13 protein-coding genes and 1 pseudogene are annotated in these 14,855 nt (G+C 46.8%); 11 read left to right on the top strand and 3 right to left on the bottom strand.

The window, feature by feature from the left end; translation table 11 throughout:
- Positions 1–8 precede the first annotated feature (8 nt).
- Positions 9–1,159 (top strand): annotated as a pseudogene (locus tag EPH95_RS17870) (ABC transporter permease).
- Between the two features lie 16 nt (positions 1,160–1,175).
- Positions 1,176–1,931: an EcsC family protein gene (locus tag EPH95_RS17875; RefSeq protein WP_227003972.1), complete on the top strand. Its 756-nt coding sequence runs from the start codon at positions 1,176–1,178 to the stop codon at positions 1,929–1,931.
- A 56-nt stretch (positions 1,932–1,987) separates the two neighbouring features.
- Here the strand turns inward: EPH95_RS17875 and EPH95_RS17880 are convergent, their stop codons facing one another.
- On the bottom strand, positions 1,988–3,157 hold the full coding sequence (locus EPH95_RS17880; RefSeq protein ID WP_142091300.1) for an amidohydrolase: 1,170 nt from the start codon (positions 3,155–3,157) through the stop codon (positions 1,988–1,990).
- Between the two features lie 51 nt (positions 3,158–3,208).
- The gene (locus EPH95_RS17885) at positions 3,209–3,928 is read right to left on the bottom strand and encodes a cytochrome c biogenesis CcdA family protein (RefSeq protein WP_142091301.1); all 720 of its coding nucleotides are present in this window, start codon (positions 3,926–3,928) and stop codon (positions 3,209–3,211) included.
- Positions 3,929–4,151: 223 nt separating this feature from the next.
- Here EPH95_RS17885 and EPH95_RS17890 point away from each other — a divergent pair, with 223 nt between their 5' ends.
- The 8 genes from EPH95_RS17890 (at position 4,152) to hemG (ending at position 13,393) form a co-directional block, all read left to right on the top strand.
- The gene (locus tag EPH95_RS17890) at positions 4,152–4,895 is read left to right on the top strand and encodes a LiaF domain-containing protein (RefSeq protein ID WP_142091302.1); all 744 of its coding nucleotides are present in this window, start codon (positions 4,152–4,154) and stop codon (positions 4,893–4,895) included.
- A gap of 339 nt (positions 4,896–5,234) precedes the next feature.
- Positions 5,235–6,491 carry an RNA-guided endonuclease IscB gene (iscB, locus tag EPH95_RS17895; protein ID WP_142091303.1) on the top strand — a complete coding sequence of 419 codons (1,257 nt, stop codon included), beginning with the start codon at positions 5,235–5,237 and terminating at the stop codon, positions 6,489–6,491.
- 32 nt (positions 6,492–6,523) lie between these two features.
- The gene (locus EPH95_RS19350) at positions 6,524–7,441 is read left to right on the top strand and encodes a transglycosylase domain-containing protein (RefSeq protein ID WP_227003973.1); all 918 of its coding nucleotides are present in this window, start codon (positions 6,524–6,526) and stop codon (positions 7,439–7,441) included.
- Positions 7,438–8,685, top strand: coding sequence for a transglycosylase domain-containing protein (locus tag EPH95_RS19355; protein WP_227003974.1), 1,248 nt, complete (start codon positions 7,438–7,440; stop codon positions 8,683–8,685). The genes EPH95_RS19350 and EPH95_RS19355 overlap by 4 nt, the downstream gene beginning before the upstream one ends.
- 234 nt (positions 8,686–8,919) lie before the next feature.
- Complete coding sequence (locus EPH95_RS17905; RefSeq protein ID WP_142091304.1) at positions 8,920–9,768, top strand: MBL fold metallo-hydrolase; 849 nt, start codon at positions 8,920–8,922, stop codon at positions 9,766–9,768.
- Positions 9,769–10,019: 251 nt separating this feature from the next.
- Complete coding sequence (gene hemE, locus EPH95_RS17910; RefSeq protein WP_227003975.1) at positions 10,020–11,051, top strand: uroporphyrinogen decarboxylase; 1,032 nt, start codon at positions 10,020–10,022, stop codon at positions 11,049–11,051.
- A 16-nt stretch (positions 11,052–11,067) separates the two neighbouring features.
- A complete protein-coding gene (gene hemH, locus EPH95_RS17915; protein ID WP_142091306.1) occupies positions 11,068–12,000 on the top strand; it encodes a ferrochelatase in 933 nt (310 codons plus the stop codon).
- Complete coding sequence (hemG, locus tag EPH95_RS17920; RefSeq protein WP_142091307.1) at positions 11,990–13,393, top strand: protoporphyrinogen oxidase; 1,404 nt, start codon at positions 11,990–11,992, stop codon at positions 13,391–13,393. Before hemH ends, hemG begins: the two co-directional genes overlap by 11 nt.
- Here hemG and EPH95_RS19360 read toward each other — a convergent pair.
- Positions 13,375–13,515 carry a hypothetical protein gene (locus tag EPH95_RS19360; protein ID WP_227003976.1) on the bottom strand — a complete coding sequence of 47 codons (141 nt, stop codon included), beginning with the start codon at positions 13,513–13,515 and terminating at the stop codon, positions 13,375–13,377. The genes hemG and EPH95_RS19360 overlap by 19 nt on opposite strands.
- 60 nt (positions 13,516–13,575) lie before the next feature.
- Here EPH95_RS19360 and obgE point away from each other — a divergent pair, with 60 nt between their 5' ends.
- Positions 13,576–14,847 (top strand): GTPase ObgE, encoded by a 1,272-nt coding sequence (gene obgE, locus EPH95_RS17925; RefSeq protein WP_142091308.1) that lies wholly within the window; start codon positions 13,576–13,578, stop codon positions 14,845–14,847.
- The last annotated feature ends 8 nt before the right edge of the window (positions 14,848–14,855 follow it).

Raw genomic sequence — 14,855 nt, forward strand, 5'->3', positions numbered from 1 at the left:
TACGTTTAATGGCAAATAGCGGATTGATGGTCGCGATCTACGGAACGCTGTTGATCATTGGCCTGTATTATCAATCCTTCCTGGATTGGCTTCCCGCCGAGTTTCCGGTCTTGCAAATCTTAACGGTACTGTTTGCTTTTTTGCTTACACGCAGTCCGGTTCGTACCTTCTTAAAAGAAGGCGATCTTGTTTTTCTGCTTCCGTTCGAGGCCCACTTGGGTCCTTATATGCGCAAGTCGTTGCTGTATAGCTGGATGTTGCAAAGCACGGTTATCTTTTTCCTTTTATTTTTAATGGCACCTCTTTATATAGAGCGGTTGCCGGGCGATACCATGGCTGTGGCTATTATAATGGGCGCGCTGATTTTGGCGAAATTGTGGAACGTTTTAGCCGAATGGGGAGAACTCCGTCAACAGTTTTCCGTCTCCCATTGGCGGCATCGGTGGCTTCGTTTCGCCGTTAATCTCGTATTGGTTTTTTTTCTGCTGCAAACCGATTGGGCTTTTGCGATCGCTACCGCGGTCATTATGATGGTTGTTTATGCCATGTATTATCGGCAAATGTATGCGAATCATTTTCTTAAATGGGAAACATTGCTTCAGCAAGAACACCGGAGTTTGAATGCTTTTTATCGGTTTGCAAATGCCTTTACCGATGTGCGTCATGTAAAATCACCGGTGCACAGGCGCCGTTGGCTCTCCAATCAATTTGATCGAATGAGGCATCGAAAGGCAAATACGTATATATATTTATATGGGAAAACATTTGCCCGCTCCGGGGATTATTTCGGTATTTTTATTCGATTGTCCCTTGTGGGCGGGCTTCTGATTTTTGCTTCCCCGGAAGCGTGGGATTGGTTAGTCGTTGTGATCGTTGGCTTATTCATTTATATGACGGGAGCGCAGTTGGCCCCCTTTATTCGCACCATGACATTTTATTGTGGCCGTCCATCTATCCCGTGCCCAACCTCACTCGCAGACGTGCGCTTAAATCTCTCCTTCGGGGTCTCTTGCTCGTACAAACCCTGTGGTTCACGGTCATTGCAGCATTAACACCGCTCTCGATCCTCATCGCGGTGCTCACGTTGCTGGCAGGGCTGGCGGTCAGCTTCTATTTCACGGAGTTTAGGCTGGGTAAGGAAATCGAAGAAAACGTTTAAAGGAGGGAGAACTATTTTGGATGCTTATGAAATTGCGGCACAAGTGGAAATGAACGAATGGCGAAGAAAAATGGCCAAAAATCCGTCGTTAACAAAGACATGGACGAAAGGGTTTCAAAATAAAATCAATCAACGAATCCCGGATCGTGTGCATAAAACAATGGCCTCTGCAGTGCGGGGCATGATTGAGTCCACCCTTACCGGTTCTGACTATGTAACAGCGACGGAACCGCTTAAAGAGGGGACGCTAAAAGATCGGGAAGAACAATTGGAAGAAACCATTCAGAAGTATAAGCGAACAGCAAGTATTGAAGGAGCGGGCACAGGTTTTGGGGGCATCTTTATGGGCATGGCGGACTTCCCGCTCCTTTTGGGGATTAAAATGCGTTTTTTATTCACGGCTGCCCATCTCTACGGGTTTGATCCCGTGAAAATGGAGGAACGCCTCTTCTTGTTGCAAGTCTTCCAAATGGCGTTTTCAGGCAATAAAAACAAACAAGAGACACTCGCGCGCATCGACGATTGGGAAAGCTTTACGAATGAATTTCCCGGAGAGTTAACCGCTGATGAAGCAATGGATTGGGTCTCGTTTCAATTGGAGTATCGAGATTTTATCGATGTTCCGAAAACATTGCAACTGATTCCCGGCTTTGGGGCCATCGTCGGAGCAACGGTTAATTATCATTTTCTTGATCTGCTTGGAGAAGCAGCAAAAAACTGTTATCGGATACGCTGGTTTCATGAAGATAAAAATAACCCGGCCGGAGAGTAAATACCGGCCGGGTTGTTTTTATTCGTGCTAGCAGAAAGGATGGAGTTGTTCGTATTCTAATTATACGCAAGCACAGCTTTACCGAGCGTTTTGGCAGCAATGAGCATGGCCCGTTCGTCGAAGTCAAATTTGGGGTGATGGTGGGGATAATTTTCTTCACGATCCGGAAAAGCAGCTCCCGTAAAGAAAAACGTTCCTTTCCTTTCTTTAAGATACGCGCTGAAGTCTTCCGCTGCCATAATTGGCTCTCGTGTATCCACGCGCTCTACACCCGGAACGGTTTCTGCTATGGAAGCAAGGTAGTTGTTTGTCACTTCATCGTTAATGACAGGTGCGTACCCACGTTCGTATTTGAAATCCGCTGTTGCTCCCATTGTTTTAGCCGTGCCGGTGACGATGTCGTCAAGTTCTTGTTCCATTTGGGTCCGCACGTCTTCCTTGAATGTTCGTACCGTTCCCACAAGGGATGCAGTACCGGCAATCACGTTATAAGGATTATCGGCAACAAAGCTCCCGATGGAAACGACTGCGGACTCAAGTGGATTGACACGTCTGGAAACCAACGTTTGAATAGTGTTCACCATTTGTGATCCAATGACAATCGCGTCTCTGCCCGTGTGGGGAGCAGCCCCATGGCCGCTCATGCCCTCGATATTGACGTAAAATTGGTCGGTGGCAGCCATAAATGGGCCATTTCGTTGCTGGATCGTCCATAGAGGATCAACGGACCAAAGGTGAGTGCCGAAAACGACATCGACGCCTTCGAGACATCCATCTGCAATCATTGGTTCGGCCCCCCCGGGAGCGTGCTCTTCGGCATGTTGATGAAGGAAAACTATCGTGCCTTTCAGGTTTTCCGCTTGTTCTGCCAAAGCTTTCGCCAGTACGAGAAGGATGGCGGTATGTCCATCATGCCCACATCCGTGCATCGCCCCATCTATTTTGGATTTATAGGGAACGTTTTTTTGGTCCTGAATGGGAAGCGCGTCGAAATCTGCGCGCAAAGCGATGGTGGGCCCCGGTTTTCCGCCTTTCAGGGTCGCGACAACACCGCGGCCGCCAACCCCTGTTTTCACAGGGATCCCCAACGCTTCGTGATAACGTGCAATATAATTCGGTGTTTCTATTTCCTCAAAGGAAACCTCAGGGTATTGGTGCAAATGTCTTCGTATATCTACCATTTCCTGATAATAATCCGTTAACGTTTGATACAGTTGCTCCTCCATTTTGTCGTCACTCTCCCATCATACGTAACTCCGTATTGCTATTGTAGCATATCATAGCCAACCTGGAGAGATTCTCGCGAGGTAGCTGGAAATAACTTGAAAGTATCCGGAAAACATTAAAATGCCGAATAAGATCATAACCACTCCACCGATTTGCTGAACTTTCGGCAAAAAGCGGTTGAGACCGCTTAGTTTATTTAGCGAGCGTGCATAAATCAGGGATACGGCCAAGAATGGAACGCCAAGTCCCATTGAATAAACGAAGAGCATTCCCGTACCGGCAAGCATGGAACCTTCCGTGCTGGCAATCGCCAAAATGGAACCGAGAACAATTCCAATGCAAGGGGTCCATCCTGCGGCGAAAACGAGCCCAAAGGCGACGGAACCAAGAAAGCTCTTAGCTTTTTTCGGCGATTTATTGCCGATGCGTTTTTCGGTCATAAGGGAACGAAGGGAGATAATCCCGGACATTTGCAAGCCGAATAGGACAATGATAATTCCGCCGATTTGTTCAAGTGCGCCGCTGTACATTCGGAACCATTCTCCGATAAGCGTGGCCGAAGCTCCCATCAATAAAAAAATGGCAGTAAAGCCCGCGATAAAACCTAGGCTTCTCGATAATATAATCTGTCGGTCTGCATTAACAGCACCGTTTTTAATGTCTGTACCGGTTAGTTGTGCTAAAAAAGCCGGGACGAGCGGGAAAATGCACGGAGAGAAAAACGAAACCATTCCGGCAAGCAGCGCAAGCCCGAGCGAAATATCATCCATAATGAAACCTCCAAAAGCCCTATGTATATAAAAAGCTTATGACGCAGGAAAACTGTCTTAGTATTCTTATATCCATGATATCAATTGTTTGTCCAAAAGATGCAGGTGAATGCGCATTGTAGTAAAATTGTCAAAAGGGGAAAATACAGTTGATTGATTTCGTCCATTTTACAATGGATGCTGAAGAAAATAAAAGTTTAGGATTTGGAAGGGGAGAAAACACATGGAACGAAGCCGCATTTCCATGTTGTTCATGCTCGTATTGGCGAGTGGCCTTATTTTTAATTTTTTTATGTCGGGAATCAGCATGTTTGGTTTTATTTTGCCTTTGCTGTTTGCGCTAATTGCTTTGTTTTGTGCGTTGAATACGCATAAAAGCGGCAGCTATTTTTTCATGGCGTTATCCGCGGGGCTTATGGCAGGGTATTGGACAAATATTGGCACTTGGATATTCCTCGTAACCATACCGGTGTTATTTTTGATCATAGCGATGTTGAAAAAAACCGGGAAAGAGATAGATGTGGATAAAGATTTAAGGGGAAGCCAAGCGCCAAAACCAGAACCGCAGCAAGCCCAGCTGATCGTGCCGAAAAGCAAATGGGTGGTGCTCGGGGATTATAAACTGAAGAAACAGGCGTTCTCGATGCAAGATGAACTAGAATTGAACGTCGTTCTCGGGAGCGCATCCATCGATATGACTCGTGCAATGATCGAAACGGAATCCATGGATATTGCCGTGATGGACGTTCTTGGCGAAACGAAAATAAAATTGCCGGAGGAATGGTCGGCAACCGTTGAAATCGTTTCGGCGCTGGGCAGCGTAAGAGTGCTTGGCCATAAGGAAGAAGGGGCTTTTGATCGCACAACCCTTCAATACGGCGAACCGGAGCATTCATTTGGCCACTTGAACGTAAAAGTGACAACGATTCTGGGCGATGTGAAGATTTCGCAGAAAAAACAGAAATAGACGACTTTTACCGAGGAATTTCCACGGATTTTTAACATATTTCCATCAGCTTACATGTTTTCCATGCAACTTCTGTATTATAATGGGGAAGAGTCGAATATTTGGAGGAAATGGCCAATAACCCACGACTAAAGTCGCGGGCTTGCAAAAGCCCTTATTGACTAGCCTAAGTCTTTAATGACTACGTTGTTTGTGTCACGACACCCTGGGGTGCCTGCTCTAGCTCCTTGCCCTGTCGTGTGGGATTAAAAGTTCTGATGGGTAGGAACGGTGTTGCACATGTAAAAAGCACTTACAACATTGGCGAAGAGCACCTAACTCTAAAAGGAGGACGTAACATTGAATGTCTACGTCGTTAATCAAAGAGAAGAACCGTTAATGCCGACAAGACCACAGAAGGCACGAAAATTGCTAAAACAAGAGAAGGCAAAAGTGTATAAGCGTACACCTTTTACGATTCAATTGCAATACCCCACAGGTGAGAACAAACAGGACATCTCCCTGGGGGTGGATGCAGGAACTAAAAGCATTGGTTTGTCTGCAACAACGGACAAAGAGGTTTTGCTTGAAAGCGAAGTGAAACTAAGAACAGATATTCAAGATATACTGTCCACCCGAAGATCAGCACGGAGGGCGAGACGATCTCGTAAAACCCGTTATCGTCAGCCACGTTTTCGCAACCGCAAGAAAGAGAAAGGTTGGCTCGCTCCAAGCATCCAAAATAAAGTAGATATGCACGTAAAAGTGATCAATCTCCTTCATGAGATTCTTCCCATAAAAAATGTAGTGATAGAGGCCGCTCAATTTGATACACAGAAAATCAAAAACCCTTCGATCACGGGGGATCTATACCAAAAAGGGGATCAACTTGGCTTTTGGAATGTCCGGGAATATGTACTCTTCCGTGATAATCATACATGCCAACATTGCAAAGGGAAATCAAAAGATGTGATTTTAAACGTCCATCATATTGAATCCAGAAATACAGGCGGTAACAGTCCCGCTAACCTCATATGCTTATGCGAAACGTGCCATAAGCTGATTCATCAAGAAGGAAAAGAACATCTATTCAAAAGGCAAACGTCATCGTTGAAGGATGCTTCTCAAATGACCGTGATGCGTTGGTGTATCTACAACCATGTGAAACGCACTTACCCTCATGTGAAGCTAACATATGGGTTTGTGACCAAGCACACACGCATCCACCACGGTTTAGAGAAAACGCACCTCATGGATGCTCGTTGTATCAGTGGGAACCCTTTAGCCGTTCGCAAAGAGCGAACCTTCTTGTTTAAACAGGTAAGAAGAAATAACCGCCAACTACACAAATTCACTACTCCCAAAGGCGGCAAACGTAAAAACAACAAGGCAGAGAAATTGGTCAAAGACTTCCAGCTATTTGATAAGGTTCAATTCAACGGAAAAGATTGCTTTATCTTTGGCCGAAGAAAAACAGGTTATTTTGATTTGAGATTGTTAGACGGTACCCGTATCCATAAGAGTGCTAATTACAAAAAATTGAGAGCCGTTGAAAAAGCAAACACATTATTGATACAAATACAAAGAAAGGGGAGTGCAGGCTGTCTCCTCTCGTAATTAAAATCACAAATCTCCGACAGCCTACGAAGATGAAACGATTTAATAAAAGCTTATATATAACGATCGTTGTTATTCTTTCCACGCTTGTTATTGCGGTTGGCAGCTATGCGTTGGCACTGATTGCCGGCAGCATTATGGTGGATGAAGACAAGCTTGACTTCCCTGAGACGACAACCTTGGTCGACGAAAATGAAGAGGAATTGGGGCGGTTGTTTACCGAAGACCGTGAAAATATATCAATAGATGAAGTGCCTGATCATGTCCAGGAAGCGTTTCTTGCTGTCGAAGATCATCGCTTTTATGAACATCAAGGCATTGATATTTGGGCGATTGGGCGTGCGCTTTATCGAGACATCCTTGCCGGTGCTATGGTAGAAGGGGGGAGCACACTGACCCAACAACTGGCAAAGAACGTTTTTCTGGACCAAGATCAAACGTGGATGCGTAAAACAAAAGAAGTGTTGATCAGCATGAATCTGGAACGAAAATATAGCAAGGAAACGATCCTTGAAATGTATTTAAACCAAATCTATTTTGGCCATGGAACTTACGGAATCCAGCGTGCGGCAGAAACATATTTTGATAAACCGGCAAGCGAATTAAACGTAGCAGAAGGTGCTTTGCTGGCCGCGATTCCGAAAGCTCCGTATCATTACTCTCCGGCTTCGGATGTGGAAGAAGCGGAGGTGAGGCGCAATACTGTACTTGCGTTGATGGAACAACATGGGTTTATTGATGAAAATCAGCAGCAAGTCGCTTCGGAAGAACCTATTTCTCCGGATTTACATGAAAAACCAACAATGGACGAATCCCTCTACACCTACGTTGATATGGTTATAGAGGAAGGGCGTGACCGCTTCGATCTCAGTGAAAACGAACTGATCAACGGGGGTATACCATCCAGCTGCCGATTGATGGCGAAATGCAGGAAGCTTCCCATGAAATGATGCAAGACCAAGATCATTTCCCCGGGGACAGTGAAGACGTGCAAGCGTCCTTTGTGTTACTCGACAATTCAACTGGCGCGGTGCAAGCGATTCACGGCGGCAGGGACTATGTGCGGAAAGGGTTGAATCGCGCCCTCGTCTCAAGGCAGCCCGGGTCGGCATTCAAACCGATTTCGGTTTTCGCACCTGCGCTTTATTCCGGAGATTACAAGCCATATTCCATGTTAAAAGACGAGGAAATTGTCTATGAAGATTATGATGATTATGCGCCGCAAAATATAAGCGGTGAATACAGTGGATCAATGACGATGAGAGACGCTATTGTCCAGTCGGCGAATGCTCCTGCAGTCTGGTTGCTTGATCAAATGGGGGTCGAGCAAGGGAAAGAATGGGCGGAACAAGCGGTGCACCCATTTGAGGATGAGGGCTTGTCAGTTGCATTGGGAGGACTTTCAGAAGGAGTGTCCCCTTTGGACATGGCAGAAGCCTATACGATTTTTTCCAACGATGGGGTAAAAGCCGAACCTTATTTTATCTCTAAAATTGAAAGCAGCGATGGCAGAGATTTATTTGTGCATGAAAGCCAAAACGAGCGTTTGCTGAGTGATCAAGATGCTTGGTATATGACACGGATGTTGGAGGGTGTCGTCGATGAAGGCACGGGTCAAAGTGGAGAAACTGACCATGCACTGGCGGGCAAAACCGGAACGACCGGATTTGACGGAGTCGAAGGGGCTAATCGCGATGCATGGTTTGTCGGCTATACGCCTCGGTACACAGGCGCTCTTTGGATGGGGCATGATGAAACGACGGAAGAGCAATATTTAGAAGGCGGAAGCGGCTATCCTACAGCGATGTTCAAATCGATTTTGAATCATGAGACGGTGGACCAAGAAGCAGTTGCATTTAGAAAGCCTGATGGCGTTGAAGAGCTGGAAGCTCCTGTCCAAATGGCGGCTGTTGATGACCTTACGGCAGGATTGACATTGCAGGGAGAAGGGTTTCTGAATGTGGAATTGCAGTGGACGGAACCCGAAGACGAAAGGCTCGTGTATAATATTTATGAAGTGGATGGCGACGAGTCAAATAAAGTCGGTGAAGTGGAAGGAGAAGGTTCGTACACCGTCAGCGGGGCAAATATGTTCTCGTTAAACGAATATATGGTTGTGCCATATAATCCTCAAACCGGCCAAGAAGGCGAACCATCGAATGTTGCGGACGTTCACCTCGCGTCGTGGTTCTAGAGCTGAGGGAGCGGCGTCACCATAAACCGGTGGCGCCGATTTCTATTTAGGGATGGTGTTACACGAACCATGAACGTTTCATGTCGATAGCTACGAAGCTAATTAATGTAAACACAGGCGACTACCGGGGGTTTTTTTCCTACATAAAAGCAAATTCGTCAACAAACAATAACTGAGGCTATTGCAAAACATTGCATAAGAGATCTTGAACTTATCATTCTAGGAGGACGTGTTATGAAGGAACAAGAGCAAGCGCTTTATGGACCTTCCGGAGTTAAGCTGCCTATGACGTCGAAAAACAATGGGCTCTTGGAACAAGTGACGACGGATGTACATTGTCTGACGATAAAAATCGTAAATGTTTGTTTCATCGGGGATGTGACGAGCAACTGGGTGTTGGTGGATACGGGCATGCCCAATTGCAAAGATGATCTAATCACTGCTTTGCAAAACGAATTTGGCCAATTCACTCCCCCTCAAGCAATTATTCTTACGCATGGTCACTTTGACCATGTCGGCGCAGTTGCAGCATTGGTAGATGAATGGCAGGTGCCGGTTTATGCCCATAACCTTGAGTTACCGTTTTTAACCGGACAAAAAAATTATTCCGAACCTGATACCAGCGTTGAGGGAGGATTTGTTGCAAAATCATCGGCCGCCTTTCCAAATGAAGCCATTCAGCTAGGAAGCGCAGTGCAACAGCTTCCCGAGCAAGGGAAGGTGCCTTACCTGGGCGAGTGGCAATGGCTGCATACCCCCGGCCATGCCCCGGGCCATATTGCGCTTTTTAGGGAAAGCGACCGCTTGCTCGTTTCGGGAGACGCGGTGATTACTGTTAAACAAGACGAACTGAACAAAGTATATAAGCAAACACAAGAGCTTCAAGGTCCCCCGAGGTATCTGACCACTGATTGGGAGGCGGCGAAAAACTCAGCAGAAACACTATATAATCTTAATCCAGAAATGATTGTTCCGGGCCACGGCGTTCCCATGTTCGGCCAAGAGTTGCATTCCCAATTTGAAACTTTGATCCGGGATTTTGATCAAGTGGCTGTTCCCGATAAAGGGAAATTTCTCCATTAAACATGTAGGACAGACTCCCACCCGATGGATAGTTGGGTGGGAGATATTTTGGCTTTCTAATACGGATTATAGGAACGTATTTCTTTTCGAATAGGTTCTACGATTTTATGAACAATCGCTCATATAGAAGGCTCAGACAAGACATCTGCAGTTGTTTGTGATACAAAAGGAGTAGAATACGTTCTTACCTTTTGTTCTCCACAAGACCAAAATGGACGTAATTTTGAAGAGAAGATGAAAGGATGTTCGCGGTGGCCACAACTAACGATCGTTTCATTCGGGCAACTAAAGGGGAGGGTGGGAGTGTAAAGCCTGTATGGTATATGAGGCAGGCTGGGCGCTCGCAACCGGAATATCGGGCGTTGAAAGAGAAATATTCGCTATTCGAGATTACTCATGACCCTGAGTTGGCTGCGTATGTCACCAGATTGCCCGTTGAGCAATATGGAAACGATGCTGCCATTCTTTATAAGGATATAATGACGCCAATTCCGGCACTCGGAGTTGACGTTGAGATAAAAGCTGGTGTCGGACCGGTGATTGAGCAACCGGTTCGTTCGATGCGTGATGTGGAAGGGTTGCATCAACTGGACCCCGAAGCGCATGTGGATTATGTGCTTGAAACCATTCGGTTGTTACGGACGCAATTGCAGGTGCCGTTAATTTCATTCGCAGGTGCCCCGTTCACATTGGCTAGTTATATGGTCGAAGGAGGACCATCGAAAAATTACGAGCAGACAAAAGCAATGATGTATGGAAATCCGGAGACATGGACATTGCTGATGGATAAACTGGCAGATATGACCATTACTTATACGAAAGCACAAATTGCCGCGGGCGCGCAGGCGATTCAAATCTTTGATTCCTGGGTTGGCGCATTGAATGCTTCTGATTATCGTTTGTTCATCAAGCCGGCGATGGAAAAAATATTTACTGCTCTCCGTTCGGAAGGAGTGCCGCTGATTACGTTCGGTGTGGGTGCGAGACACTTGTTACCTGAATGGAATGATCTCCCGGTTGATGTCATTGGGCTTGATTGGCGAACTTCAGTCACGGAAGCCCGTAATATGGGGATTACAAAAGCATTGCAAGGAAACCTTGATCCGGCTGTTTTACATGCACCGTGGGAAGTGATTGAAAAAAGGGCAAAGCAAATTCTTGATGAAACAAGCGATGACCCGGCTTTTATCTTTAATCTTGGCCACGGGGTTACTCCAAGTGTTCAACCGGAAACATTGAAACGACTAACTGATTTTGTGCACAATTATTCAGCAGGACAATAGGGAGGACCGTAAAGAGATGGAAAAGAAAAACATTGGGTTATTAGTCATGGCGTATGGAACACCGAGGAGTCTGGATGAAGTGGAAGCGTACTATACAGATATTCGCCACGGCCGCCCGCCTACCCAGGAGGCGTTGGACGATCTCATTGACCGATACAAGGCGATCGGCGGCATATCTCCTCTCGCGCGCATTACAGACGCACAAATGCAAGCATTGGAGGATACGCTCAACGAACACTCCACCGACAAATCATTTAAAGCTTATCTCGGTCTCAAGCATATCGATCCGTTTATCGAAGGCGCCGTTGCACAAATGAAAGAAGATGGCATAGAAGAAGCGGTTTCGATTGTCCTGGCTCCTCATTACTCAACATTTAGCGTCAAATCCTATAATGGACGCGCGCTTGAGAAGGCCGAAGAGATTGGCGGACCAACCATCCATGCCGTGGAAAGCTGGTATAAAGAGCCGAAGTTTTTACAGTTTTGGAGCGAACAACTTAAACAGGTATATAAGCGGGTCAATAAAGACACCTCTGTTGTTATTTTTTCGGCGCACAGTTTGCCTGAAAAAATTCTCACCGATAATGATCCTTACGTTTCTCAACTAAAGGAAACCTCTCGCTTGATTGCAGAAGCTGCAGACGTTAAAAATTATGAGATTGGCTGGCAGAGCGAAGGAAACACGGCTGACAAATGGCTAGGTCCCGATGTTCAGGATTTAACGCGCACGCTCTATGAGAAAAAAGGGTATGAAACGTTTATTTATTGCCCTGTAGGATTTGTGGCTGATCATTTGGAAGTGCTGTATGATAATGACATCGAATGCAAAATCGTTACGGATGACCTCGAAGTACACTACGAGCGCCCCCCAATGCCGAATACGGATCCTATGTTTATTGCAGGCTTAAAGGACGCCATTATCAAGCGCTTGAAGTTGAATGAAGCATGAAGATCGCGATCATTGGCGGGGGATAACCGGACTTGCTGCCTTGCATGAAATAGAAAAGCAACGGAGAGAGAGAGGAAGGCAAATAGAGGTGAATCTTTATGAAAAGGGAGCCGCGCTCGGCGGTAAAATCAGAACGGTTCACCGTGACGGATTTACGTTTGAGCGCGGTCCGGATTCTTTCATCACTCGAAAGCCGGAAATGCTTGCTCTCGTTGAGGAATTGGGTTTAAGCGACCAGCTCGTCAAAAATCATACCGGTCAGGCATATATTTCGAGTAATGGTGAATTTCACCCAATCCCAGAAGGATCCGTGATGGGCATCCCTACTAAGGTGGCGCCTTTTCTCCGCACTCCATTACTGTCGAAAAAAGGGAAAATGCGTACAGCCGCGGATTTATGGCTGCCTGCAAAAAAATCGAAAGACACAGATGAATCCCTCGGCCTTTTTTTCCGAAGGCGTTTTGGAGATGAGTTGGTAGACCATTTGTTGGAACCTTTGTTATCCGGGTTGTACGCAGGTGATCTCAATGACTTGAGTCTTGAATCAACGTTTCCCCAATTTCGCCAAATGGGGAACAAACACCGAAGTCTAATTCTTGCTTCCCGTTCCATGGCGAAAAAACGGCAGCAGTCGACGGGAGCCGGTCAAAAAACCGGGCTTTTCCGTACGGTAAAAGGCGGATTGTCTGTCATTGTCGACGAGATGGAGCAGGCAGTTTCGAAAGGTACGATCCATCGGGGAAAACAGTTGCAGCAAATCATTCCGGAAGGGAAAGGGTACAATCTTCATTTTGCAGACGGAATGAAAACAGAAGCGGATAAGGTAATACTCACTGTTCCGCATCAAACGGCTGCCAATGCATTGCCGTCGTTATCGGTCCGCGAAGAGATGAAAGCTTTGTCCGGTGCGTCAGTTGCCACTGTAGCACTCGCGTTCCCCTCTTCGTCACTTAAGGAGCCGGTGAATGGAACCGGATTCCTCATTCCTAAAGGGGAAGAGGGCAACGGCGTTATAAAAGCGGTGACCCTTGTGCATCATAAATGGCCGCATTTGGTTCCGGATGGGAGTGCTCTTTTGCGTTGTTTCGTCGGACGCCCAGGAAACGACACGATCGTTTCAGATACGGACGAGAACATCGTTGACGAGACATTAAATGAGCTTCGAACCTTTCTGGACATACGCGAAAATCCGTTGTTTACGGATGTCACTCGCTGGAAAAATGCAATGCCCAAGTACACGATCGGTCACCAATCGAGGGTAGAATCATGGGAAACGGCACTTGCCAATGAATATCCGGGGGTACACGTAGCCGGAACGTTTTATCGAGGTGTCGGGCTGCCGGATTGTGTGCGTCAAGGCCGAGAGGTGGCCAATCACGTTTTGTCCGGGTGAAAGCCTTCTTCAACGGCTTGTGCACTGCCGAGAATCGTGTAAAATGGGCGATGAAACCATGCGCTTGTCGAGAAGACGAGTGCTTTTTTCTTTTTGCATACTTCGGTACGATTAAGTTGCAATTGATGTGCTATAATAAGTGGATGATAATATTAGGTGAATGAAGTGTGGAGGTGAGATAGATGTTTACCGATTACGTTAATATATTTGTAAAATCAGGCGATGGTGGCAACGGCATGGTGGCCTATCGCCGAGAAAAATATGTGCCAGACGGCGGGCCGGCCGGGGGAGACGGCGGCAAAGGCGGGGACGTTATTTTCCGTGTAGACGAAGGTCTGCGGACGTTAATGGATTTTCGTTATCAACATCATTTCAAGGCCAAAAACGGTGAAAATGGTCGCTCGAAAAGCCAGCACGGGAAAAGCGTGGACGCATTAATTGTTGATGTGCCGCCGGGAACAATGATAAAAGATAAACAAACCGGAACGTTAATCGCTGATTTAGTGACGCACAAAGAGGAACGTCTCGTTGCAAAAGGAGGCCGGGGCGGGCGTGGAAATAAACGTTTTGCCACCCCTGCGAATCCGGCTCCGGAGCATGCCGAAAATGGGGAACCGGGTGTTGAAGTGGAAGTCACCTTGGAGCTGAAGCTGCTCGCGGATGTCGGTGTCATTGGTTTTCCCAGTGTCGGAAAATCCACGTTCCTGTCTGTCGTTACGGCAGCGAAACCAAAAATCGCCGATTACCCGTTCACCACCATTTACCCGAATTTAGGCGTGGTCGCTGCTGAGGATGGCCGGAGTTTTGTGATGGCTGACCTTCCCGGGATTATTGAAGGCGCACATGAGGGTGTAGGGCTTGGGCATCGCTTCCTGCGCCATATTGAGCGGACACGTGTCCTCGTGCATATGCTTGATGTATCTGGAATGAGTGGCCGTGATCCATATGAAGATTTTGAAACGCTTAACCGTGAATTGAAACAGTATAATGAAGCTCTTACCGATCGCCCGCAAATTGTTGTCGCGAATAAGACAGATATGCCCGATAGCGAAGAAACCCTGGGCAAGCTGGAGAAGCAATTGGACGTGCAAATCATTCGTATCTCTACGCTGACAAAAGACGGGTTGGACGCTTTGGTCAGACAAATTGCCGATGTGCTGGATGAAGCCTCGGACCCTGAGGCGGAACAAGAAGAAGATTCGCACGTGCTGTATCGTTATCAGCCGGAGCAATCATTTGAGATTACGCGTGACGATGATGGTGCTTATGTTTTATCCGGAGAACCGTTGGAACGGCGGGTGAAAATGCTTGATCTCAATCGTCCGGAATCGGCACGGAGATTTTCACGCACATTGCGGAAGATGGGTGTGGATGAGGCTTTACGGGCACGTGGTGCAAAAGATGGAGATACTGTGCGCTTATTGGGCATCGAATTTGAATTTATGGATGAGTAGGGGTGCTT

The sequence above is a fragment of the Salicibibacter halophilus genome, from assembly GCF_006740705.1.
In the GTDB taxonomy this organism is placed as follows: Bacteria; Bacillota; Bacilli; order Bacillales; family Marinococcaceae; genus Salicibibacter; species Salicibibacter halophilus.

What these genes read in the sequence shown, in the direction of transcription:
- EPH95_RS17885 (WP_142091301.1), bottom strand. Translation starts at nt 3,928, where the DNA reads ATGGATGATATTTCGCTCGGGCTTGCGCTGCTTGCCGGAATGGTTTCG.
- EPH95_RS17890 (WP_142091302.1), top strand. Translation starts at nt 4,152, where the DNA reads ATGGAACGAAGCCGCATTTCCATGTTGTTCATGCTCGTATTGGCGAGT.
- EPH95_RS17905 (WP_142091304.1), top strand. Translation starts at nt 8,920, where the DNA reads ATGAAGGAACAAGAGCAAGCGCTTTATGGACCTTCCGGAGTTAAGCTG.
- hemG (WP_142091307.1), top strand. Translation starts at nt 11,990, where the DNA reads ATGAAGCATGAAGATCGCGATCATTGGCGGGGGATAACCGGACTTGCT.
- EPH95_RS19355 (WP_227003974.1), top strand. Translation starts at nt 7,438, where the DNA reads ATGATGCAAGACCAAGATCATTTCCCCGGGGACAGTGAAGACGTGCAA.
- EPH95_RS17880 (WP_142091300.1), bottom strand. Translation starts at nt 3,157, where the DNA reads ATGGAGGAGCAACTGTATCAAACGTTAACGGATTATTATCAGGAAATG.
- obgE (WP_142091308.1), top strand. Translation starts at nt 13,576, where the DNA reads ATGTTTACCGATTACGTTAATATATTTGTAAAATCAGGCGATGGTGGC.
- hemH (WP_142091306.1), top strand. Translation starts at nt 11,068, where the DNA reads ATGGAAAAGAAAAACATTGGGTTATTAGTCATGGCGTATGGAACACCG.
- EPH95_RS19350 (WP_227003973.1), top strand. Translation starts at nt 6,524, where the DNA reads ATGAAACGATTTAATAAAAGCTTATATATAACGATCGTTGTTATTCTT.